This window comes from Bradyrhizobium sp. OAE829, from assembly GCF_040546575.1.
Lineage (GTDB): Bacteria > Pseudomonadota > Alphaproteobacteria > Rhizobiales > Xanthobacteraceae > Bradyrhizobium.
In genome coordinates, this window is sequence record NZ_JBEPOE010000001.1 from 7,018,331 (window position 1) to 7,039,233 (window position 20,903).

Sequence of the window (20,903 nt, forward strand, 5' to 3'; positions counted from 1 at the left end):
CAGCCGGGGCCACCAGCTATGCCAAGGAAGTGAAGGACGGCTGCGCTGCCCGCGTTGGCTATTTGGCCCCGGTTCGGCTAAATCAGCGCGGTTGAACTGGCCTTTTTGGAATGCCGGTTCTCAGCCTCTCACAGGCCTCGGGATTGCCTCCTAGATGATTGCTCTGGTCCGTATTGCGCTGAGCCGGCCCTATACTTTCGTCGTGCTCGCGCTGCTGCTGCTGATCATCGGACCATTGGCCGCGCTGCGCACGCCGACCGACATCTTTCCGGATATTCGTATCCCCGTGATCGGGGTGGTCTGGAACTATACCGGCCTGCCGCCGGACCAGATGTCGGGGCGTATCATCACGCCGTTTCAGCGGGCGCTGACCACGACCGTCAACGACATCGAGCACATCGTCGCCAATTCCTACACCGGCATCGGTATCGTCAAGATCTTCTTCCAGCCGGGCGTCGACATCCGCACCGCCAACGCCCAGGTTACGGCGATCTCGCAGACGATGATCAGGCAGTTACCGCCCGGCGCGACCCCGCCGCTGATCCTCAATTACAGTGCCTCCACCGTTCCGATCATCCAGGTTGCGCTGTCCGGTGAAGGGCTGACCGAACAAAACCTCGCCGATATCGGCATCAACCAGTTGCGTACCCCGCTCGTCACCGTGCCGGGCGCGGCCATTCCCTATCCGTTCGGCGGCAAGCAGCGCCAGGTCCAGATCGACCTCAATCCGGCAGCGCTGCAGGCCCGCGGCCTGTCCGGTCAGGACGTCGCCAACGCGCTCGCCGCGCAGAACCTTATCACGCCGGTCGGCACCCAGAAGATCGGCCAGTTCGAATACACCATCCAGCTCAACAACTCGCCGCTTCGAATGGAAGAACTCGGCGACCTGCCGATCAAGGCGGTGAACGGCGCGATGGTCTATGTCCGCGACGTCGCCTCCGTGCGCGACGGCAATCCGCCGCAGACCAACATCGTGCACGTCGACGGCAACCGTTCGGTACTGATGATGGTGCTGAAGGCGGGCGCGACCTCGACGCTCGATATCATCGCCGGCATCAAGCAGAAGGTGACCGAGGTCAAGGATTCGCTGCCCGACACGCTGAAGATCGGCTTCATCGGCGATCAGTCGGTGTTCGTGCGCGGCGCCATCGAGGGCGTTGCCGTCGAAGGCGTGATCGCCGCGCTGCTGACCAGCGTCATGATCCTGCTGTTCCTCGGCAGCTGGCGCTCGACCGTCATCATCGCCGTCTCGATCCCGCTGTCGGTGCTCGGCGCCATCATCTGCTTGTCGGCGATCGGCGAGACGCTCAACATCATGACGCTCGGCGGGCTGGCGCTGGCGGTCGGCATCCTCGTCGACGACGCCACCGTGACCATCGAGAACATCAACTACCATCTTGAGCAGGGCAAGCCGGTCGAGCAATCGATCCTGGATGGCGCCAACCAGATTGTGACGCCGGCCTTCGTCTCTTTGCTGTGCATCTGCATCGTATTCGTGCCGATGTTCTTCCTGCAGGGCGTGGCGCGCTTCCTGTTCGTGCCGATGGCCGAAGCCGTCATGTTCGCGATGATCTGGTCGTTCCTGCTGTCGCGCACGCTGGTGCCGACGATGGCGAAATATCTGCTCCAGCCGCATGTCCATCATGAGGGCGGGCGGCCGCCGACGCGCAACCCGCTGGTGCGCTTCCAGCGCGCCTTCGAGGCGCGGTTCGAGCGGATTCGCGCCGGCTACCACGATCTGTTGTCGATGGCGCTGGGACGGCGGCCGCTGTTCGTCACCGGCTTTCTTGCCGTTGTCGCGCTGTCGTTCCTGCTGGTGCCGTATCTTGGCCGCAACTTCTTTCCGGCGGTCGATGCCGGCAACATCCTGATGCATGTCCGCACCCAGGTCGGCACCCGCGTCGAGGAGACCGCCAACCAGCTCGCCGACGTGCAGAAGGCGATCCGCAAGATCATCCCGCCCGGCGAGATCGAAACCCTCACCGACAATATCGGCATGCCGATTTCCGGCATCAACATGACCTACAACAACACCGGCGTGATCGGGCCGGCCGACGGCGACATCCAGATCAAGCTCAGGGAAGGCCACCGGCCGACGGACGAATACGTCCAGATCTTGCGCGAGCAATTGCCGCGGCTGTTCCCCGGCATGAACTTCTCGTTCCTGCCCGCCGACATCGTCAGCCAGATCCTGAACTTCGGCGCGCCGGCGCCGATCGACCTGCAGATCCGCGGCGCGGACATGAAGGCGAACTTCGACTATGCCAACAAGCTGCTGAGCAAGATCCGCCGCATTCCCGGCATCGCGGACGCGCGCATCCAGCAATCGCCCAATGCGCCGACCTTCAACATCGATGTCGACCGCACCCGGGCGCAATATGTCGGTCTGACCGAGCGCGACGTCACCAACAGCCTCGTGGTCAATCTCGCCGGCAGTTCGCAGGTCGCGCCGACCTTCTACCTCAACCCCGACAATGGCGTGTCCTATTCGATCGTGATGCAGACGCCGCAATACAAGATGGACTCGCTCAGCGCCCTGCAGGCGCTACCCATCACGGCGACCGGCAATCCGCAGGCGCCGATCCTGGGCGGCATCGCGGACGTGAGGCGCTCGGCCTCCAGTGCCGTTGTCTCGCAATACGACATCCAGTCGATGGTGCAGATCTACGCGACGCCGCAGGGCCGCGACCTCGGCGCGGTTGCCGCCGACGTCCGGACCGCGATGGCGGAGACGGCGAAGGATGTGCCAAAAGGAAGTTCGGTCGTGCTGCTCGGCCAGGTGCAGACCATGAACAGCGCGTTTTCGGGCCTGCTGTTCGGGCTGCTCGCCGCCGTGGTGCTGATCTATTTCCTGATCGTGGTGAACTTCCAGTCCTGGTCCGATCCGTTCGTGATCATCACGGCGCTGCCCGCGGCCCTTGCCGGCATCGTCTGGATGCTGTTCACGACGCAGACCACGCTGTCGGTGCCGGCGCTGACCGGCGCCATCATGTGCATGGGCGTTGCCACCGCCAACAGCGTGCTGGTGATCAGCTTTGCGCGCGAGCGATACGAGGAACTCGGCGATCCCATCGCGGCGGCGCTGGAAGCCGGCTTCGTCCGCTTCCGCCCGGTCCTGATGACGGCGCTTGCGATGATCATCGGCATGACGCCGATGGCGCTCGGGCTCGGCGAGGGCGGCGAGCAGAACGCGCCGCTCGGCCGGGCGGTGATCGGCGGCTTGATCTTCGCCACCATCGCCACCCTGATGTTTGTTCCCGTGGTGTTCAGTATGGTACACAAGAAACAGGGCGTCATCGCCGACGCCGCACCGGAGACGTCGCATGTCCACTGAACAACGCCCGCCGGTATCGCGCCGGAAATTGGGCCTATTCGGGGTCGTGGCGCTGATCGGCGCGGGGCTGATCGTCGCCACCGGCATCCGGGCGCGCGAGGAATCCGGCTCGAAGCTGCGCGAATGGACCGACAACCAGGCGGTTCCGAGTGTCGCCGTCGCGTTCCCAAATGCCCGCGCGCTCAACCCCACCATCGATTTGCCGGGCCGGCTCGAAGCATATTCGCGCGCTCCAATATTCGCGCGCGTCAGCGGCTATCTGAAAAGCTGGAGCGCCGATATCGGCGCCAAGGTCAAGGCAGGCCAGGTGATCGCCGAGATCGAGGCGCCCGACCTCGACCAGCAATTGCTGCAGGCTAGGGCCGATCTCGTGAGCCAGCAGTCGAGCGCGCGGCTGTCGGAGGCCACGCTGAACCGGCGCAAGACGCTGCTCGCCTCGAACTTCGTCTCGATGCAGGAAATCGACGAGCGCACCGCCGACCTCGCCAACAAGAAAGCCGCCGTCAATTCCGGTACCGCCAATGTCGAACGGCTGGAGGCGCTGGCGGGCTACAAGAAGATCACCGTGCCGTTCGATGGCGTGGTCACCGCGCGCGAAACCGACGTCGGGGCGCTGATCAATGCTGGCGGCGGTTCGGGGCCTGCGATGTTCGTGGTGTCTGACATCACCAAGCTGCGCGTCTATGTCAACGTGCCCCAGAGCTACGTTCCCGCCGTCAGGATCGGTGCGAAAGCCGTGCTGACGATGCCGGAATATCCGAACCGGACTTTTGCGGCGACGGTGGAAGCATCCTCGCAGTCGGTCGATGTCTCCTCGGGGACGACGCGCATGCAGCTGGCGCTCGACAATGCCGGCGGCGAACTGATGCCCGGCGCCTATGCCAATGTACGCCTGCCGCTGGAACGCGACGCCGTGCCGCTGCATATTCCCTCCAGCGCTCTCATTTTCAACAAGGACGGTTTGCGGGTCGCGACCGTCGGCCCCGACGACAAGGTGCTGTTCAAGACGGTCACCATCGCCCGCGATCTCGGCAAGGAGATCGAACTCGCCTCCGGCGTCACCCCCGACGACCGCATCATCACCGCGCCGCCCGATGGTATCGCCGACGGTGATCCGGTCCGCGTCGTCGGCGCCCCCGCCAAGGGCAAGCCCACGACGGCCTCGGAAAAGCAGGACGTGAAGGGGTAGGGGGCGCGCTCTCTCTCGTCATGCCCGGGCTTGACCCGGGCATCCACGACTTACTTTCTCTCGTTGCGAAGGACGTGGATGGCCGGGACATAGGCGAGCGAAAGCGACGCCGTCCTTCAGACGGCTATGCCCGGCCATGACGGTGGGGATGTCTACCCCACCCGCCACTCCAGCACGCCATCTCCGGCCGTGATGATCTCCCCAACCGAACCCACCGGCGTGCGCTCCATGTTGCGCAGATGCGCCAGCGTTACGCTGTCGCTCGCCGGCACCCGCGCCAGGGCCCGTGCATCGCCGGCCGTGCGCATCATCACCACGCCGTGCTCGACGTCGCCCTTGCTGCCATAGATCACGGTAAAGCTCTCGACCCTGCCCTTGCCGCTGGCTTCGGTGACGAATTCGGGCACGGCACCCTTGCGGCGGTCGGCTTCGGCCTGGACGCTGGTGTCCTGCGCCAGAGCCTGCTTTGGCGCCTGCCGCGACAGCACCAGGCCATGATGCTTGGTGACAAAACCGCCCTGACCATAGAGCAGGCCAAGCGTGCCGCCCTCGCGCAGCTTGCGCACCATCGCGCAGGCCGCGTGCGTCATATAGGTGTTGAGCGGGGCGCCGAAGAATGTGAGGCCGCCGGTGACGGTGGGCCTGACATCGGGGCCGAGGCCGAGCGTCCGCCGCGCCATCTTGGGTACGCAGGGAAAGCAGCTGTACAACTCGATCGCGTCGAATTTTTTGCCGTCGCCCTCGACGAGGTCCATCACGGCGTTGAGCACGGCATTCTGCGGATGGCTCTCGAAGAACTGGTCGCGCAGCAGATAATCGCGCGGCTCTTCCGCCGACGCACCGCCTAACGGATAGATCAGCTTGTCCTCGGGCACGCCGGCGGCGCGCGCCTTGGCCAGCGACGTCATCAGGATCGCGCCGCCCATGTTGACGGTCGGGTTGGCCACCATCAGCTTGGTGTAGGGCCAGGCGATCAGCCGGTTTTCCGGCGTCGGCGTCGTGATCTCGTCCGGCGTGAAGTTTTTCTTCAGCCAGGAATTGGGATTCTCCGAGGCTACGCGCGCATAGGTCGACCAGAGCTGTCCGGATTCAGCGAGCGCCTCGCGCGGGGTCTGGCCCCAATGCGCTGATGTGGCGGACTCATACAGCGGATAGACCGTGATGGGGCGGAACACGCCGAGCGTCACCGCCATCGGCTTCTGGAACGCCGCGCCACGCTTCGGCTCCTCGACGTCGTGGGCGAACGGCGTCCAAGGCAGGTCGATGCCGGCCCGCTGTGCTTTGGTCGCGGTCGACTGCGCCTCGGCGCCGCACACCGCCGCGACGCTGCATTCGCCGCGCGCGATGCGTTTGGCCGCTTCATGCAGATAGCGGATCGGGCTCTCGCCGCCGACCGGGCCGTAATAGCAATGCGCCGGCATGGCGCCGAGCCGCTCGGCGAGTTGTTTCTCCGGATCGCGGTAGCGCCAGCTCAGGAAATTGACCACGTCGAGCGAGCCGAGTTCGCCGAGCAGTTTAGCGCCGCTGTCCGTCTCCGCGCGCTTCAGCGCCTGTTCCAGCAGTGCGAGCGGCTCGAGCCCGGCGGCAATGTCCTTCGGCCGGTCGACGATTTCGCCGACGCCGACGATGACGGGAATGCGGTCTTCGGGGAGGGATGTTGGCATTTTTTCTTGGCTTTACTTTCTGGCTTCGGACTCCGACCTCATCCCCGCGCAACGGCTTTGCCGTTGTCGCTGGAGGAGCGGCGTCTTCGCCGCGTCTCGAAGGATGCAGGCCCATCTGTGGCCTCATGGTTCGAGACGCGCGAAGACGCGCTCCTCACCATGAGGAATAGATATCATTCTTCCATCAACGCGTTCATATGCTCGACGGCATCAACAAAATCTTCCTTGAATTCCTGCACCACCGCGCCGGCGGATTTGACGCTGTCGATCAGGCCGACGCCCTGGCCGACGAAATAGCTGACGAGGTCGCGCGCCTGCACGTTGCCGGCAGCCGCGGCGCGGTCGATCGAGTTGAAGGCGTCGCGGCTGATGATGCTTTGCAGCGGCATCGGCAGCGCGCCGGGGCTGTCCGGCCCGCGGTCCCACGCATCGGTCCATACCGAGCGCAACTGCCGGGCCGGCTTGCCGGTGCGGCCCCTGGAGCGGATCGCGTCGCGCGAGGACGCCGCGATCATCTTCTCGCGGAAGATTTCGGAGGTCTCGGACTCCACTGTGGCGAGCCACACCGAGCCGGTCCAGACCCCGGCCGCGCCCATCGCCATGCAGGCCGCCATCTGATGCCCGGTCATGATGCCGCCCGCCGCCAGCACCGGCACGTTGCGGATCGGCTTGATCGCCTTGATCACCTCCGGCACCAGCACCATGGTGGAGACTTCGCCGCAATGGCCGCCCGCTTCGGTGCCCTGCGCCACCAAAATATCAACGCCGGCTGCGACCTGCCGAAGCGCGTGCTCCTTGGAGCCGATGAGGGCCGCGACCGGCACGTCGTGCTTGCGGCCCATCTCGATCATCGCCTTCGGCGGCACACCGAGCGCGTTGGCGATCAGCCTGATCGGATGACGGAAGGAAACGTCGAGCAACTCCAGCGCGATCTCGGCGTCAAACGGCTGCGGCTGGTTGTCGGCGACACTCTCGGTCGTGAGTTCGATGTTGTATTTCTTCAGGAGATTGCGGGTGAAATCACGGTGCTCTTGCGAAACCCGCTTCTCCAGGGTTTTCCAGGTGAGGTTCTTCTCGCCAGCGGTCGAAATGTTTTCCGGGATCAGGACATCGATGCCGTAGGGCTTGCCGTCGACGTGGTCGTCGATCCATTTCAGTTCCTGCTCCAGCGTCTCCGGCAAGAAGCGGGTCGCGCCCAGCACGCCAAACCCCCCGGCGCGGCTGACGGCCGCCACCACGTCGCGGCAATGGCTGAACGCCAGCAGCGGAAACTCTATTCCCAGCATGTCGCAGATCGGGGATTTCATGGTCGTATCCGTTCCCTGGGGCGGCTTGGCGCCGCTCGTTGTTGGTTTTTGTTTGCCGTGTTGACCCGACGCTAGCCCATCGGAGGCTGGGATGCCAAGCGCTCTTCGGCCACGAGGAGCGAACATTCCACGTCGCAAAATATGCAACCCGATGCGGCTGATTTGTCTCTTGCGCTTTCGCCCCTTGCGGAGAATGCTGCAACCAAATCAAGAATTCTCAAGGGAGTTTTCATGTCCGCCTCGCCATCGATCGTTGCCAAAGCTTCCGAGAGCTACGACGTCGTCGTGGTCGGCGCGGGCTTTGCCGGCATGTACATGCTGCATAAACTGCGCGGGCAGGGCTTTTCAGCGCGGGTCTACGAGCAAGGCGCCGGCGTCGGCGGCACCTGGTACTGGAACCGCTACCCCGGCGCGCGCTGCGATGTCGAGAGCATGCAGTATTCCTATTCGTTTTCCGAAGAGCTGCAGCAGGAATGGGACTGGAGCGAGCGCTACGCGCCGCAGCCGGAGATTTTGAAATACGCCAACCACGTCGCCGACCGTTTTGGTCTCCGTCCCGACATCCAGTTCAACACCACTGTCGAACGCGCGGAGTTCGATGAGCGCACCAATCTATGGTCGGTCGCGCTGTCCGGCGGCAAGACCGTGACCGCAAAATTCGTGGTGCTCGCCACCGGCTGCCTGTCGAACGCACGGATGCCCGAGATCAAGGGCCTCGATGGTTTTAAGGGCAAGGTCTATCACACCGGTCACTGGCCGCATGAGACCGTCGATTTCACCGGCCAGCGCGTCGGCGTGATCGGCACGGGATCGTCGGGCATCCAGTCGGTGCCTGTGATCGCCGAGCAGGCGAGCCACCTCACGGTGTTTCAGCGCACCGCGAATTTCTCGATTCCCGCCCGCAACGCCATGCTGACCGAAGAAGAGCGGCAGGCGTTCCGCGCCAAATATCCGGAAGTCAGGCAATTCGCGCGCGCGGAATCGCGCAACGGCATCTATACCGAGATACCCGACCGCGGCGCGCTCGATGACGGCGACAACGAGCGCCGCTCCAAATACGAGGCGCGCTGGACCCGCGGCGGGCTCACCTTCATGTCCGTGTACAACAACCTCGCGCTCGACCAGGCGGCCAACGACACCGCCGCCGATTTCGTCCGCGAGAAGATCGCCGAGATCGTCAAGGATCCCGAGAAGGCAAAATTGCTGCAGCCGAACAATCATCCGATCGGCTCAAAGCGCATCTGCATCGATACCGAGTATTTTGCGACCTTCAACCGTCCGAACGTGACGCTGGTCGATATCAAGGCCAACCCGATCGAGGCGATCACGGCCAACGCGGTGCGCACCGGCGGCAAGGACTACGAAGTCGACGCATTGGTGCTGGCGACCGGCTTCGATGCGATGACGGGTTCAGTTGCCAAGATCGACATTCGCGGCCGCAACGGCCAGACGCTGAACCAGAAATGGGCCGAGGGTCCACGCACCTATCTCGGCCTGATGAGCGCGGGTTTTCCCAATCTCTTCCTCATCACCGGTCCCGGCAGCCCATCGGTGTTGTCGAACATGATCGTCTCGATCGAGCAGCATGTCGACTGGATCACCGACTGCGTGACCTATATGCGCGACCGCGGCCTTGAGGCAATGGAAGCCAAAAAGGACGCCGAGGATAATTGGGTCGCCCACGTCAACGAGGTCGCCTACACCACGCTCTATCCGCAGGCCAATTCCTGGTACATGGGCGCCAACGTTCCCGGCAAGCCGCGGATCTTCATGCCCTATATCGGCGGCGTCGGGCCGTACCGGCAGATCTGCGACGATGTCGCGGCCAAGGGCTACGAGGGCTTTGCGATGACGGGCGCGGAGCAGCCGAGGAAAGCTGCGGCGTCGTAGTCGTCACTTCGTAGGGTGGGCAAAGCGCAGCGTGCCCACCATTTTTTGCTCGGCAAGAATGGTGGGCACGGCGCAAGTGCGCCTTTGCCCACCTACGCATCGATTATCCCCGCAACCGCCGCGCCAACACCTCCACAAACCGATCCGCATCCGCCTCATCATTGTACACGTGCGGCGACACCCGCAGCCGCCCCAAACGCGGCGCGACGTAGACGCCGTCGCTTGCCAGTCCCTCGACGAGTCCCGCCGGCATGCCGCCCTTGAACGCCAGGCTCAAAATATGCGGCGCGCGCAGCCGCGCATCCGGCACGCTGATGCCGATGCCGCGCACGCCCTCTGCAATCCGCTCCGTCAGCATCGCGATACGCTGCACGACGGCCGCTGCGCCCCATTCGGCGAGCATCTCCATGCCAATGGACGCCATCTCCATCGAAATGAAATAGTCGCGCTCGCCCATGTCGAAGCGGCGTGCATCGGGCACGTAATTGAGATCGGTGAAATAGACCGAATTCTCGGCGCGCACATCGCGGCGGCCGGCTGAGGTCTGCTCCAGCGGAATGCCGTTCTGATGGCGTTTTGCAACATAGAGAAAGGCGCGGCCGTAGGGCCCGAGCACCCATTTGTAGGTCGGGAACAGCACGAAATGCGGATCGAGACGCTTCACGTCCATCGCCAGCACACCGACGCCTTGCGTGGCGTCGATCAGGAACATCGCGCCGCACGCCCTAAGCGCCGCGCCAACTTTGTCGATGTCGATCAGCCCGCCATCCGACCAGTGCACCGAGGAGATCGAGGCGAGGCTAACCGGCGCAGCACCCGATCTATCGATCGCGGCCAGGACCGCCGACGTCCAGTCGCCGTCTTCGGGTTGTCGGACGGTCTCGACCGTGAACCCCTGCGCCTCGGCCCGCGCGTGCCATTCCAGCACCGGGGAGGAGTGATCGCTTTCCAGCACGATCACGCGCGTGCCGCGGGGAATGGTCACCAGCTTAGCCGCTGTCGCGACGCCGTAGCTGATCGAGGGAGTCAGCGCGACATCGGAAGGATCGGCATTGATCAGCCGGGCAGCGGCCGCGCGCGCGCGTTCGTTCTGCTGGTTGGCAAAGGAAGCCGGGAGCTTCCAGGGCATTCCCTTGCGCCCCACGGCCGCGCGCGCGGCTTCCTGAGTCCGGATCGGCAAGGGGCTGTAGGAGGCGGCATTCAGGTAGCAAATCTCGCGCGGGATATCGAACAGGGCGCGTTGGGAGGCAAGCATCCGGCAGATCTCTCTTGTGGTGACCCGTCTATTATGGCCGATCCCGGCCGGGCCAGCCACAAAGGCATTGCTCCGAGTACAACTCTGCCGCGCCTTATGACTTTGTTTGCTGAACCTGGGCTATGGCAGGCGCGACCAAAGGGCGTTCGCAGAGTCCACGATATCAGTGGCAACAGAGGCGGCCATGTCACTTTCCTACGAAACCCAACGACCCATCGCCTCGGACAATATCGTCGCCGGTGCGGTCTACGTACTTTACGGCGTAGGATATTTCACCGGGATTACAGCGCTGATGGGCGTCATCATCGCGTATGTGAAGGTCGACGATACCGACCCCGTGATGCAGTCGCATTTCCGGTTTCAGATCAGGACCTTCTGGATCGGACTGCTGTACCTTGCGATCGGCATTCCGTTCTCCCTGGTGCTGATCGGCCTGCCGATTGTTGCCTGGTGGTTCATCTGGTCGCTCATCCGCATCGTCAAGGGCGGCCTGTTGAGCATCGAGCACAAGCCGATCGTCAATCCGAGGTCCTGGCTGTTCGGATAATCCGGCCGGCGGGGAACTCCCCCTAAACCTCCAGCCACTCCTTGCGCACGCCGGCGTTGGCGGCAAGCTCCGCCGGTGTCCCCTCGAACACGATGCGGCCGTGGCCCATCACATAGAGACGGCGGGAAATCCTCAGCGCTATTGTGAGCTTCTGCTCAACCAAAAGAATCGCGGTGCCGCGGCGTGCGATTTCGTCGAGCAAGGTGCCGACCTGTTCGACCAGTTTTGGGGCAAGCCCCTCGGTCGGCTCGTCGATGATGACCAGATCAGGATCGCCCATCAGCGTGCGGCACATCGTCAGCATCTGCTGCTCGCCGCCCGACAGCACGCCCGCGGGATTATCCTGCCGCTCGCCGAGATTGGGAAACAGCTTGAACACGTCCTCGAATTTCCAGCGCCCGACGACGCCGGCGCGCTTCAGCCCGAGTTCGAGGTTTTGGCGCACGGTGAGGCCGGGAAACACTTGCCTGTCTTCGGGCACATAGCCGATGCCGAGATGGGCGATCTGGTCGGGCCGCAGCCCTGCGATCGCGCGGCCCTTGAAATTGATCTGCCCGGCCGGCGGCACCAGCCCCATGATGGTCTTGCAGGCGGTGGAGCGGCCGACGCCGTTGCGGCCGAGCAGGCTGACGATTTCGCCCTGGTCGACCGAGAGGTCGACGCCCTGCAGGATATGGCTCTTGCCATAAAAAGCGTGGAGATCGCGGACCTCGAGCATCATGCCGCCACCGTCCCGAGATAGGCTTCCTGCACGGCGGCGTTGCCGCGGATCGCGGCCGGCGCATCTGACGCGATCACCTCGCCATAAACAAGCACGGTGATGCGGTCGGCGATCCCGAACACCACGCTCATGTCGTGCTCGACCATGATCAGCGTCTTGCCTTCCGACACCGACCGGATCAGCGCCACCGCGCTCTCGGTCTCGCTGTGGCTCATGCCCGCGGTCGGCTCGTCGAGCAGGATGATCTCGGCGCCGCCGGCAATAGTGATGCCGATCTCCAGCGCGCGCTGCTCGGCGTAGGAGAGGAGGCCCGCCTGGAGATCGCGCCGGTCGGCGAGCTTAAGCCGCTCCAGCAGCTGGTCGGTCGCCAAATTCAGCGCCTTCTGCGTGCCCAGCAGCCGCCAGAACGAGTAGCGATACCCCTGCGACCATAGGAGGCCGCAGCGGATATTCTCGAACACGGTCATGCGCGGGAAGATCGAGGTGATCTGGAAACTGCGCGACAGCCCGAGCCGGTTGATCTCCTGCGGCGCGAGGTCGGCGGTCGATTGACCGTTGACGGTGATCGAGCCTGAGGTGATCGGAAACCGTCCCGAGATCAGGTTGAACAGCGTGGTCTTGCCGGCGCCGTTAGGGCCGATGATGGCGTGGCGTTCGCCGCGGGGAATGCTTAAGCTGACGCCGCGGATGATTTCGGTGCGCCCGAAATTCTTGCGCACGTCCACGAGTTCGACGGCGGGCTCGCTCATGCCACGGCCTCCTGCGGCTTGGGAGCTGCCGTCGCCTGAGCGCGCTTGCTGCCTTCCATCAGTTCATCCCAACGCTGGCGGAAGCCACGCGCCTCATAGCGCAGCCACAACGCACCGAGCACCAGCGCGGCGATCGCGATCACCCACGGCATCGGCGCTGTGGTGTCAATCAGTTGGCCGCCGATGGTGAATCGCTTTCCCTGGGCAGCGCCGATGGTGGTGAAGGACGCCAGTTCGACCATGAACACGAAGCCGAGCAGGACCAATAGCGCCGGCGGAAACGCCCGCGCATAGGGCAGCAACAATTCGCGCATCCGTCCCGCGCGCCAGATCGGCAGATGCATGAAGATCAGCCCGATCAGCCCGCCCGGCGCATACATCACCATGACGATGAACAGCACGCCGACATAGAGCAGCCAGGCGTTGCTGAGCAGGCTGACGCCGCTCTGCAGCAGCACCACGACGATGGTGCCGAGGATCGGTCCGAAGAAGCCGCCGGCGCCGCCGATATAAACGGCAAGCAGGGCGTTGGCCGATTTCGCCGCCGACACCGTGTCGAAGGTGACGATCTCGTAGATCAGCACGTAGAGCCCGCCGCCGATCCCGGCGAAGAAACCGGACAGCGTGAATTGCATCAGCCGCACCATACGCGGATCGTAGCCGACGAATTGCGCGCGCTCGAAATTGTCGCGGGTGGCGTTGGCCATTTTGCCGAGCGCGGTCTGGGTTTGCAGCCGCATCAGGGCCGCGGCAATGAAGGCCCAGGCCAGCACCAGGCAATACACCTGCCATGGCGAGGTATAGCGGACGCCGACCAGGCTGGTGTCCATCACGCGGTCGATGGTGATGCCGCCTTCGCCGCCGAAGAAGGCCATGAACATCAGGGCAGCGGCCGAGACCAGTTCGCCGAGCCCCATCGTGATCATCGCAAAGGCCGTGGCGCGCTGCTTGGTCACCAGCCAGCCGAACACATAGCCGAAGAACAGCCCGCCGAGCCCGCCCGCCAGCGGCACCAGTTCGGTCGGCAGCCAGATCGTGCCGGCCTTGACCAGGTTGATCACATGCGCGGCGCAGTAGGCGCCTAGGCCGAACAGCACGGCGTGGCCGAACGACAGCAGGCCGGCCTGGCCCATCAGCATGTTGTAGGACAGCGCGAAGATCGCCATCACGCCGATCTCGCTCATCAGCGTCAGCACGAATCCGGAATGGCGTCCCTTGCTCCAGTCGTAGAACAGGAACGGGAACGCCAGCAGGATGACGAGGACCAGGAGCCAGGGCCAGTGGCGGCGAAGCATGTTCATGTATCGCGTGTCCCCATCAGGCCACGGGGACGGAACACCAGGATCAGCACCATCATCAGGAACGGCAGCAGCGCGCCGATCCTTGGCAGCGTGACGGTGAGGACTTCGGCAAACGGCGTGCTCGACGTCACCACGAAACCGAACTTGGCCAGGAGATCCGCCAGCGAGACGTCGAACACGACGGCAAAGGTCTGGATCAGCCCCATCAGAATGGATGCAATAAAGCAGCCGGACAACGAACCCAAGCCGCCGAACACAACGACGACGAACACGATCGGTCCCATGGTGAAGGCCATCGCAGGCTCGGTGACTTGGTAGTTGCCGCCGATCACGCCGGCGAGGCCGGCCAGCGCGGTGCCGGCGGCGAACACCAGCGTGAAGATGCGCGGCACGTTATGGCCGAGCGCGGAGGCCATGTCGGGATGGGTGAGGGCGGCCTGGATCACGAGGCCAATGCGCGTGCGGGTCAGGCCGAGCCAGATCGCACCGAACATCAGCGCCGAGATCAACAGCATGAAGGCGCGGTAGGCCGGGAATTGCGTGCCGTAGATCTTGAAGAGCGGAAAATCGAGCAGCTCCGGCACCCGATAGGGCACCGGCAGCAGGCCCCAGGTCATCTGCACGCCCTTTTCGATCAAGAGCGCGAGTCCGAAGGTGAACAGCAGTTCTGCGATGTGGCCGTTCTGATGGACCCGCCGCAGCCCCCACATTTCAATGCCTGCGCCGATCAGCCCGCAGAGCACCGGCGCAATGATCAGGGCCGGCCAGAAGCCGATATATTGGCTGATCGTGTAGGCGAAATACGCGCCCAGCATGTAGGCGCTGGCATGGGCGAAGTTGAGCACGCCCATCATGCTGAGGATGAGCGTGAGCCCGCTCGCCAGCATGAACAGCAGCATGCCGTAGACGAGACCGTTGAGGAGGGAGACGACGAAGACTTCCATGCTACCCGACCACCGCAAGGGCGACGCCTGCTTCCCGGGGAGGGAAGCAGGCGACTAACGTGTTGGTCAGGAGGCGCTCGGACGCTTCATCTTGCAGGTGTTGGGCTGGTCGACGTCCTTGGCGAGAATCGTCGCTGAAGTGGCCCAGCCGAGCCCGGTGCCTTCGGCCTCGTACTTCACGCCCTTCTTGAAGATGCCGACGAAATACTCAGAGATGATCTGGTGGTCTTCCTTGCGCATCTTGGTGTCGAAGCCGAGGAAGTCCTTGACCTGCAGGTCTTCCATCGCAAGCGCGATCTTGGTCGGGTCGACCGAGTTGGCCTTGGTCACCGCGGCCTGCAGATATTCGAAGATGGTGCGGAAGCCGGCCGCGGAGAAGTCGAACTTGTGCTTGTCGCGGAAGCCCTTGGTGAACGCCTCGGCCTCCTTGTTGCCGATCTCCGGCGCCACGTTTTCGCCGAACGACATCACGGCCAGCACGCGGTTGTCGCCGCCGACGCCGATCGCGGTCGGGCCGCCGGCCAGATGCGCATAGAAGGTGTAGTAGCGCAGGTCCGCGCCCGCATCGACGCCGGCCTTGATCAGGAGGTTCATGTCCGGCCCCCAATTTCCGGTCAAAAGCGCCTGTGCGCCCGAAGCCTTGATCTTGGTGAGGTAAGGCGAAAAATCCTTGATCTTGCCGAGCGGGATCAATTCGTCACCGACGACCTGGACGTCGGGCCGCAGTTTGGTGAGGTAGTTCTTGACCTCGCGCTGCACGGATTGACCGAACAGATAGTCCTGGTTGATCAGGTAGACCTTGGTGACGTCCTTGGGCAGCGCGCGAACCATCACCTCGGCCTTCATGCCGACATGCAGGTCGAAGCGGAAATGCCAGAAGCTGCATTGCTCATTGGTCAGCTCGGTGGCCACTGCGCCGCAGTTCAGATAGATGATGCGGTTATCCGGGTTGCGGTCGTTGTGCTTGTTGACGCCGTCGATCAAGGCGGCGGCGATGTTGGAGCCGCTGCACTGCATGATGAAGGGCATGTTCTGGTCGGTCGCGCTCTTCAGCGCGATCAGCGCGTCCGACGGCTGCGACTTGTTGTCGAACGGCACCAGCTCGAACTTCTTGCCGAGCGCGCCGCCCTTGGCGTTGATGTAGTCGATGATGTATTGCATCTGTTTCAGGTTGGCGTCGCCGACTTGCGCGAACGGTCCTGAAAGCGGGTCGGTGTAGGCTACCTTGATGGTGCCCTGTGCCAGCGCATGACCGCCACCGGCGATCGCGAAGACAATCCCAAAGAGCGCAGAAAACCACTTGCCTTGCAGCATGGTGCATTCCTCCCCTGAGAGGCCCGCATTTTTGTTGTCTTGCGGTGCCGATGCGAAACCGTAACATGGACCCGACGCGGACCGCCACGGGAATTGTTGGGCTGCCATGCAGCATCTTGCGGTTGGCGGCGAGAGCCCCAAGGTATACCAGACAGATGCATTGTAATTCCGCCGCGCGGCAGATCGCCCCTATGTGACTCGGCCGACAAGAAGCCCGGAGCCAACACGAATGAACGAAATTGTTACCGACCCCACCGCCTATGTGCCGCCGAAAGTCTGGACCTGGAATAAGGAAAGCGGCGGCCGCTTCGCCAGCATCAACCGGCCGATCGCAGGCTCCACGCATGACAAGGAACTGCCGGTCGGCCGTCATCCGTTTCAGCTCTATTCGCTGGCGACGCCGAACGGCGTCAAGGTCACCGTCATGTTCGAGGAGCTGCTGGCCGCCGGTCACAGCGGCGCCGAGTATGACGCGTGGCTGATCAAGATCGACGGCAACCAGTTCGGCAGCGGCTTTGTCGCCGTCAATCCGAACTCCAAGATTCCGGCGCTGATGGACCGCAGCGGGCCGAAGCCGATCCGGCTGTTCGAGTCCGGCGCGATCCTGATGCATCTGGCTGAAAAATTCGGGGCTTTTCTGCCGGCCGGCGGCGAAGCGCGGGCGGAATGCCTGTCATGGCTGTTCTGGCAGATGGGCAGTGCGCCGTTTCTCGGCGGCGGCTTCGGCCATTTCTACGCCTACGCGCCGACCAAGATCGAATACGCCATCGACCGCTACGCCATGGAGGTGAAGCGTCAGCTCGACGTGCTCGACCGGCGTCTGGCCGACAATGAATATCTCGCCGGCAGCGAATACACGATTGCCGACATGGCCACCTGGCCATGGTACGGCGCGCTGGCAAAGGGCCTCGTCTATGGCGCCGGCGAATTCCTGTCGGTGCACGAATACAAGAACGTGCAGCGCTGGACCGACGCGATTGCAAAGCGCCCGGCGGTGAAGCGCGGCCGCATGGTCAACCGGATCTCGGGCGATCCGGCCAGCCAACTGCATGAGCGGCATGAGGCCAGCGATTTCGACACCAACACGCAGGACAAGATCGGCGAGCCCGCCAAGGCGCCGACGTAATCCGTAGGGTGGGCAAAGGCGCACTTGCGCCGTGCCCACCATTCTTATCCGTGCAAATAATTGGAGTGGTGGGCACGCTTCGCTTTGCCCACCCTACGAACCAAAAAAATCCGAACCGGGGAAACCGCATGCCGACTTTCGAAAAGGGCGCCGTTCGTATCCATTATGAGGAAACCGGCTCCGGCTATCCGTTGTTGATGATCGCCGGCGGCGGATTGAACTCGACGATCGCGGGCCTGTCGGGCAGTTACCCGCCGTTCGATTCGTTCGAGGAGTTCAAGGGCGAGTACCGCTGCATCGCAGCCGATTTGCGCAACGCCAATACGGGGCAGTCTTCCGGTCCGCTCGAAATCGACCGGCCCTGGGATTCCCATACCGATGACCATCTCGGCCTGATGGATCATCTCGGCATCGACAAGTTCATGGTGCTTGGTTTCTGCATCGGCGGTCCCCTGATCTGGAATCTCCTGAAGCGCGCGCCGGACCGCATCGTCGCCGCCGTGCTGGCGCAACCGTCGGGCTCGCGTCCCGAGATGCGCGATTTGTTCTACGACAACAATACCAAAGGCTGGGCGCCGGAGCTCCTGAAGCAGCGGCCCGACATCACCGCGGAGACAACAGATAAATTCCTGACCAAGATGTACCGCACCAATCCCGATTTCGTCTTCACGGTGACGCGTGACTTCGTGCGCCAGTGCCGGACACCGGTGCTGATCCTGCCCGACGATATCCCGGCGCACCCTTATGCGGTCGCGATGGAGTCGGCGATGCTGGCGCCGAACGCCGAAGTCAGCATGTTCCCGTGGAAGGAGCCCAAGGAGCGGATACCGCTGGCGGTACGCCAGATCCGCTCCTTCCTGCGCGCGCACCGGCCTGTGACGTAGCTTGTAGGGTGGGCAAAGCGAAGCGTGCCCACCATTCCATCCGCGGCTCGCATGAGCATGGTGGGCACGGCGCAAGCCCGCCTTTGCCCACCCTACGAAGCTGTGCCCAGCAGATCGTTATCTTCCGGATGCTTCTTCATGTAGCCCTGGATGAACTCACATTCGACCGTGAGCTTGCGTCCCTGCGCGCGCACCGCTTCGAGCGTCGCGCGCGCCAGTTTTGAGCCGATGCCCTTGCCGCCGAGTTCCGGCGGCACCACGGTGTGCTCGAGCGTGATCGTATCAGGCGATTTGCGGTAGGTAACGAAGGCGATAGTGCCGTCGACGTCCAGTTCAAACCGGTTGCTGGTTTCGTTGTCGCGGAAATGGTCGGCCATGTGCGCTCCTGTTCCGATGCCACCAACCGGCTACTTCGCCGGAAGTTCCGGCGCCGGCGGGAACACGACGCGGTCGTCGGTGCGGCAATAGCGGTCGGCGAACATGCGGCCGATCGGGTGATAGCGCTCCATGTGCACGCGCATGGTCTGCGTATCCCACAATTCGTCGCGAATGTAGAAATTGATGCCTTCGCCCATGATCAGCGTGCGGTCGCCATTGACGTCGATGGTCTTCCAGATCTTGCACTCCATCGCCCAGGGCGCATCGGCCAGCCGGGGTGCCGCGACCCGGCTCGAGGGCGCGAGCTTCAAGCCGAGATAGCCGGGCTCGCCGACATCGGGCGGAAAGTCGCCGCTGGAATCGTGCATGGCCCGCGCGCAGCGGCTCGTCGGTGAGGTTGACGACGAATTCGCCGGTGCGCTGGATGTTGACCAGCGTGTCCTTGACGCGGCCGTCGGGCCGCAGATTGACCGCGAACATGCACAGCGGCGGGTCCTCGCAGAACACGTTGAAGAAGCTGAACGGCGCGGCGTTGACCACGCCGGTCGGACCCACCGACGTCACCCAGGCGATCGGCCGCGGCAGCACGAATCCGGCGAGCAGCTTGTAGCGCTCGCGCGGTTGCAGGTTTTCAGGCGCGTATTCCATGGCGGGATTCCTGTTTCACGCGTGGGTGAGGGGGACTCACTGCGGGCGAACTTGCGGAGGCACCCCCACCCCAACCCTCCCCCGCAAGGGCGGGAGAGGGGGCGCATCGGTGTTTGCTAAGCGATCGAGAATAACAATGGTCGAGGTTGAGCACACTACCCGTCACGCACGGCGCTCGTCTCCCTCTCCCGCGCTTGCGGGGGAGGGCGGGGTGGGGGCGCCCCACGGGGATTCCCAGTAGCGCGCCGCCAACCAAGCCTACGGCATGCTCAGTTCGTGCCTTCCGACCACCATCCAGTGCACCTCATCCGGACCGTCGGCGAAGCGCAGATGCCGGACGTCCTGGTACATCTCGCCGAGCTGGCTCCATTGCGAAATGCCTGTGGCGCCGTGCATCTGGATCGCCTGGTCGATGATCTTGCAGGTGCGCTCGGGCACCATGGCTTTCACCATGCTGACCCAGATCCGCGCTTCCTTGTTGCCGAGCACGTCCATCGCCTTGGCGGCCTTGAGCACCATCAGACGCATCGCCTCGATCTCGCAGCGCGCCTGCGCGATGATCTGCAGATTACCGCCGAGATGGGCGATCTTCTTGCCGAAGGCTTCGCGGGTGAGGCCGCGCGACACCATCAGGTCGAGCGCCTTTTCCGCCTTGCCGATGGTGCGCATGCAGTGATGGATGCGGCCCGGTCCGAGGCGGACCTGCGAAATCTCAAAGCCGCGGCCTTCGCCGAGCAGCATGTTTTCCTTTGGCACCCGGCAATTGTTGAAGCGCAGGTGCATGTGGCCGCGCGGCGCGTGGTCGTGGCCGAACACGTGCATCGGGCCGAGGATTTCCACGCCGGGGGTGTCGATCGGCACCAGGATCTGCGACTGCTGCTTGCTCGGCGGTGCGTCCGGATTTGTCTTCACCATCACGATCATGATCTTGCAGCGCGGATCGCCGGCGCCGGAGATGTAGTACTTCTCGCCGTTGATCACCCATTCGTCGCCGACGAGCTTTGCCGAGGTCGAGATGTTCTTGGCGTCGGAGGAGGCGACATTCGGCTCGGTCATCGCATAGGCCGAGCGGATTTCACCGGCCAGCAGCGGCTTCAGCCACTTCTCCTTCTGCGCCTTGGTGCCGACGCGCTCCAACACTTCCATGTTGCCGGTGTCGGGCGCCGAGCAGTTCATGGTCTCCGACGCCATCGGATTTTTCGCCAGCTCAACCGCGATATAGGCGTAGTCGAGGTTCTTGAGGCCCTGGCCGGTCTCGTCGTCGGGCAGGAAGAAGTTCCACAAGCCTACTTCCTTGGCCTTGTCCTTGGCCTTCTGCAGGCACGCAAGCTGTTCCGGCGTAAAGCTCCAGCGGTCGGTCTTCTTCTCGCCAAGCTTTGCGAATTCGACCGACATCGGGTCGACGGTTTCGCGGATGAACTTCTTGACGTGCTCGTAGAGCGGACGGACCTCGTCCGACATCCGGAGATCATTGAGCTCTTCGCCCGGATTGAGGTTGTAGGTCGTCGTTCGCGGGATGTAGGCGTGTTTCATCAGGGTCCTCCCATGCGGCGTTTTCCATTCTGCGGATAATCTTCGGAACGCGCCTGTTGGGCCGCAATCTAGACGCCAGCGCGGTCCCTGCACAAGCGGGGTGAGGGTCTGCGCGCAGC

At 63.6% G+C, this 20,903-nt stretch carries 17 protein-coding genes and 1 pseudogene; 6 read left to right on the forward strand and 12 right to left on the reverse strand.

The window, feature by feature from the left end:
• Positions 1-154: 154 nt before the first annotated feature.
• On the forward strand, positions 155-3,334 hold the full coding sequence (locus tag ABIE49_RS33610; protein ID WP_192737294.1) for an efflux RND transporter permease subunit: 3,180 nt from the start codon (positions 155-157) through the stop codon (positions 3,332-3,334).
• Entirely contained in the window at positions 3,324-4,523 is a 1,200-nt protein-coding gene (locus ABIE49_RS33615; protein WP_192737295.1) for an efflux RND transporter periplasmic adaptor subunit, read from the forward strand. The genes ABIE49_RS33610 and ABIE49_RS33615 overlap by 11 nt, the downstream gene beginning before the upstream one ends.
• Before the next feature lie 152 nt (positions 4,524-4,675).
• Here the strand turns inward: ABIE49_RS33615 and ABIE49_RS33620 are convergent, their stop codons facing one another.
• Both ABIE49_RS33620 and ABIE49_RS33625 read right to left on the reverse strand, forming a co-directional pair.
• On the reverse strand, positions 4,676-6,187 hold the full coding sequence (locus ABIE49_RS33620) for an acetyl-CoA acetyltransferase (protein WP_192737296.1): 1,512 nt from the start codon (positions 6,185-6,187) through the stop codon (positions 4,676-4,678).
• A gap of 173 nt (positions 6,188-6,360) precedes the next feature.
• Positions 6,361-7,494: a nitronate monooxygenase gene (locus ABIE49_RS33625; RefSeq protein WP_192737297.1), complete on the reverse strand. Its 1,134-nt coding sequence runs from the start codon at positions 7,492-7,494 to the stop codon at positions 6,361-6,363.
• A gap of 231 nt (positions 7,495-7,725) precedes the next feature.
• On the opposite strand from ABIE49_RS33625, the gene ABIE49_RS33630 reads away from it, so the two are divergent.
• Positions 7,726-9,384 (forward strand): flavin-containing monooxygenase, encoded by a 1,659-nt coding sequence (locus ABIE49_RS33630; protein WP_192737298.1) that lies wholly within the window; start codon positions 7,726-7,728, stop codon positions 9,382-9,384.
• A gap of 103 nt (positions 9,385-9,487) precedes the next feature.
• Here ABIE49_RS33630 and ABIE49_RS33635 read toward each other — a convergent pair whose 3' ends face one another.
• Positions 9,488-10,639 carry an aminotransferase class V-fold PLP-dependent enzyme gene (locus ABIE49_RS33635; RefSeq protein ID WP_192737299.1) on the reverse strand — a complete coding sequence of 384 codons (1,152 nt, stop codon included), beginning with the start codon at positions 10,637-10,639 and terminating at the stop codon, positions 9,488-9,490.
• Between the two features lie 184 nt (positions 10,640-10,823).
• Here ABIE49_RS33635 and ABIE49_RS33640 point away from each other — a divergent pair, with 184 nt between their 5' ends.
• Positions 10,824-11,186 (forward strand): DUF4870 family protein, encoded by a 363-nt coding sequence (locus tag ABIE49_RS33640; protein ID WP_192737300.1) that lies wholly within the window; start codon positions 10,824-10,826, stop codon positions 11,184-11,186.
• 22 nt (positions 11,187-11,208) lie between these two features.
• Here the strand turns inward: ABIE49_RS33640 and ABIE49_RS33645 are convergent, their stop codons facing one another.
• From ABIE49_RS33645 to ABIE49_RS33665, 5 genes are all read right to left on the reverse strand, one after another.
• Positions 11,209-11,904: an ABC transporter ATP-binding protein gene (locus ABIE49_RS33645; protein ID WP_192737443.1), complete on the reverse strand. Its 696-nt coding sequence runs from the start codon at positions 11,902-11,904 to the stop codon at positions 11,209-11,211.
• Entirely contained in the window at positions 11,904-12,656 is a 753-nt protein-coding gene (locus ABIE49_RS33650) for an ABC transporter ATP-binding protein (protein WP_192737301.1), read from the reverse strand. The genes ABIE49_RS33645 and ABIE49_RS33650 overlap by 1 nt, the downstream gene beginning before the upstream one ends.
• On the reverse strand, positions 12,653-13,957 hold the full coding sequence (locus tag ABIE49_RS33655; RefSeq protein WP_192737302.1) for a branched-chain amino acid ABC transporter permease: 1,305 nt from the start codon (positions 13,955-13,957) through the stop codon (positions 12,653-12,655). The genes ABIE49_RS33650 and ABIE49_RS33655 overlap by 4 nt, the downstream gene beginning before the upstream one ends.
• Positions 13,954-14,901, reverse strand: a complete 948-nt coding sequence (locus ABIE49_RS33660) for a branched-chain amino acid ABC transporter permease (protein WP_192737303.1) — start codon at positions 14,899-14,901, stop codon at positions 13,954-13,956. The genes ABIE49_RS33655 and ABIE49_RS33660 overlap by 4 nt, the downstream gene beginning before the upstream one ends.
• A gap of 66 nt (positions 14,902-14,967) precedes the next feature.
• Complete coding sequence (locus tag ABIE49_RS33665; protein WP_192737304.1) at positions 14,968-16,215, reverse strand: branched-chain amino acid ABC transporter substrate-binding protein; 1,248 nt, start codon at positions 16,213-16,215, stop codon at positions 14,968-14,970.
• A gap of 229 nt (positions 16,216-16,444) precedes the next feature.
• On the opposite strand from ABIE49_RS33665, the gene yghU reads away from it, so the two are divergent.
• Positions 16,445-17,341 carry a glutathione-dependent disulfide-bond oxidoreductase gene (gene yghU / locus ABIE49_RS33670; protein ID WP_192737305.1) on the forward strand — a complete coding sequence of 299 codons (897 nt, stop codon included), beginning with the start codon at positions 16,445-16,447 and terminating at the stop codon, positions 17,339-17,341.
• A 128-nt stretch (positions 17,342-17,469) separates the two neighbouring features.
• A complete protein-coding gene (locus ABIE49_RS33675; RefSeq protein WP_192737306.1) occupies positions 17,470-18,225 on the forward strand; it encodes an alpha/beta fold hydrolase in 756 nt (251 codons plus the stop codon).
• A 92-nt stretch (positions 18,226-18,317) separates the two neighbouring features.
• Here ABIE49_RS33675 and ABIE49_RS33680 read toward each other — a convergent pair whose 3' ends face one another.
• The 4 genes and pseudogenes from ABIE49_RS33680 to ABIE49_RS33690 all read right to left on the reverse strand — a co-directional run bounded on the left by ABIE49_RS33680 (position 18,318) and on the right by ABIE49_RS33690 (position 20,787).
• The gene (locus ABIE49_RS33680; RefSeq protein ID WP_192737307.1) at positions 18,318-18,602 is read right to left on the reverse strand and encodes a GNAT family N-acetyltransferase; all 285 of its coding nucleotides are present in this window, start codon (positions 18,600-18,602) and stop codon (positions 18,318-18,320) included.
• Between the two features lie 30 nt (positions 18,603-18,632).
• Positions 18,633-18,971 carry a flavin reductase gene (locus ABIE49_RS40125; RefSeq protein ID WP_502915947.1) on the reverse strand — a complete coding sequence of 113 codons (339 nt, stop codon included), beginning with the start codon at positions 18,969-18,971 and terminating at the stop codon, positions 18,633-18,635.
• Positions 18,928-19,251, reverse strand: a pseudogene (locus tag ABIE49_RS40130) (flavin reductase family protein); the annotation flags it as partial. The pseudogene ABIE49_RS40130 and the gene ABIE49_RS40125, both read right to left, overlap by 44 nt.
• A 258-nt stretch (positions 19,252-19,509) precedes the next feature.
• Complete coding sequence (locus tag ABIE49_RS33690) at positions 19,510-20,787, reverse strand: acyl-CoA dehydrogenase family protein (protein ID WP_192737444.1); 1,278 nt, start codon at positions 20,785-20,787, stop codon at positions 19,510-19,512.
• Between the last annotated feature and the right edge of the window lie 116 nt (positions 20,788-20,903).

Excerpts from the sequence above, each read along its gene's own strand:
- ABIE49_RS33610 (WP_192737294.1), top strand. The coding sequence starts at position 155 with ATGATTGCTCTGGTCCGTATTGCGCTGAGCCGGCCCTATACTTTCGTC.
- ABIE49_RS33615 (WP_192737295.1), top strand. The coding sequence starts at position 3,324 with ATGTCCACTGAACAACGCCCGCCGGTATCGCGCCGGAAATTGGGCCTA.
- ABIE49_RS33620 (WP_192737296.1), bottom strand. The coding sequence starts at position 6,187 with ATGCCAACATCCCTCCCCGAAGACCGCATTCCCGTCATCGTCGGCGTC.
- ABIE49_RS33625 (WP_192737297.1), bottom strand. The coding sequence starts at position 7,494 with ATGAAATCCCCGATCTGCGACATGCTGGGAATAGAGTTTCCGCTGCTG.
- ABIE49_RS33630 (WP_192737298.1), top strand. The coding sequence starts at position 7,726 with ATGTCCGCCTCGCCATCGATCGTTGCCAAAGCTTCCGAGAGCTACGAC.
- ABIE49_RS33635 (WP_192737299.1), bottom strand. The coding sequence starts at position 10,639 with ATGCTTGCCTCCCAACGCGCCCTGTTCGATATCCCGCGCGAGATTTGC.
- ABIE49_RS33640 (WP_192737300.1), top strand. The coding sequence starts at position 10,824 with ATGTCACTTTCCTACGAAACCCAACGACCCATCGCCTCGGACAATATC.
- ABIE49_RS33645 (WP_192737443.1), bottom strand. The coding sequence starts at position 11,904 with ATGCTCGAGGTCCGCGATCTCCACGCTTTTTATGGCAAGAGCCATATC.
- ABIE49_RS33650 (WP_192737301.1), bottom strand. The coding sequence starts at position 12,656 with ATGAGCGAGCCCGCCGTCGAACTCGTGGACGTGCGCAAGAATTTCGGG.
- ABIE49_RS33655 (WP_192737302.1), bottom strand. The coding sequence starts at position 13,957 with ATGAACATGCTTCGCCGCCACTGGCCCTGGCTCCTGGTCCTCGTCATC.
- ABIE49_RS33660 (WP_192737303.1), bottom strand. The coding sequence starts at position 14,901 with ATGGAAGTCTTCGTCGTCTCCCTCCTCAACGGTCTCGTCTACGGCATG.
- ABIE49_RS33665 (WP_192737304.1), bottom strand. The coding sequence starts at position 16,215 with ATGCTGCAAGGCAAGTGGTTTTCTGCGCTCTTTGGGATTGTCTTCGCG.
- yghU (WP_192737305.1), top strand. The coding sequence starts at position 16,445 with ATGAACGAAATTGTTACCGACCCCACCGCCTATGTGCCGCCGAAAGTC.
- ABIE49_RS33675 (WP_192737306.1), top strand. The coding sequence starts at position 17,470 with ATGCCGACTTTCGAAAAGGGCGCCGTTCGTATCCATTATGAGGAAACC.
- ABIE49_RS33680 (WP_192737307.1), bottom strand. The coding sequence starts at position 18,602 with ATGGCCGACCATTTCCGCGACAACGAAACCAGCAACCGGTTTGAACTG.
- ABIE49_RS40125 (WP_502915947.1), bottom strand. The coding sequence starts at position 18,971 with ATGCACGATTCCAGCGGCGACTTTCCGCCCGATGTCGGCGAGCCCGGC.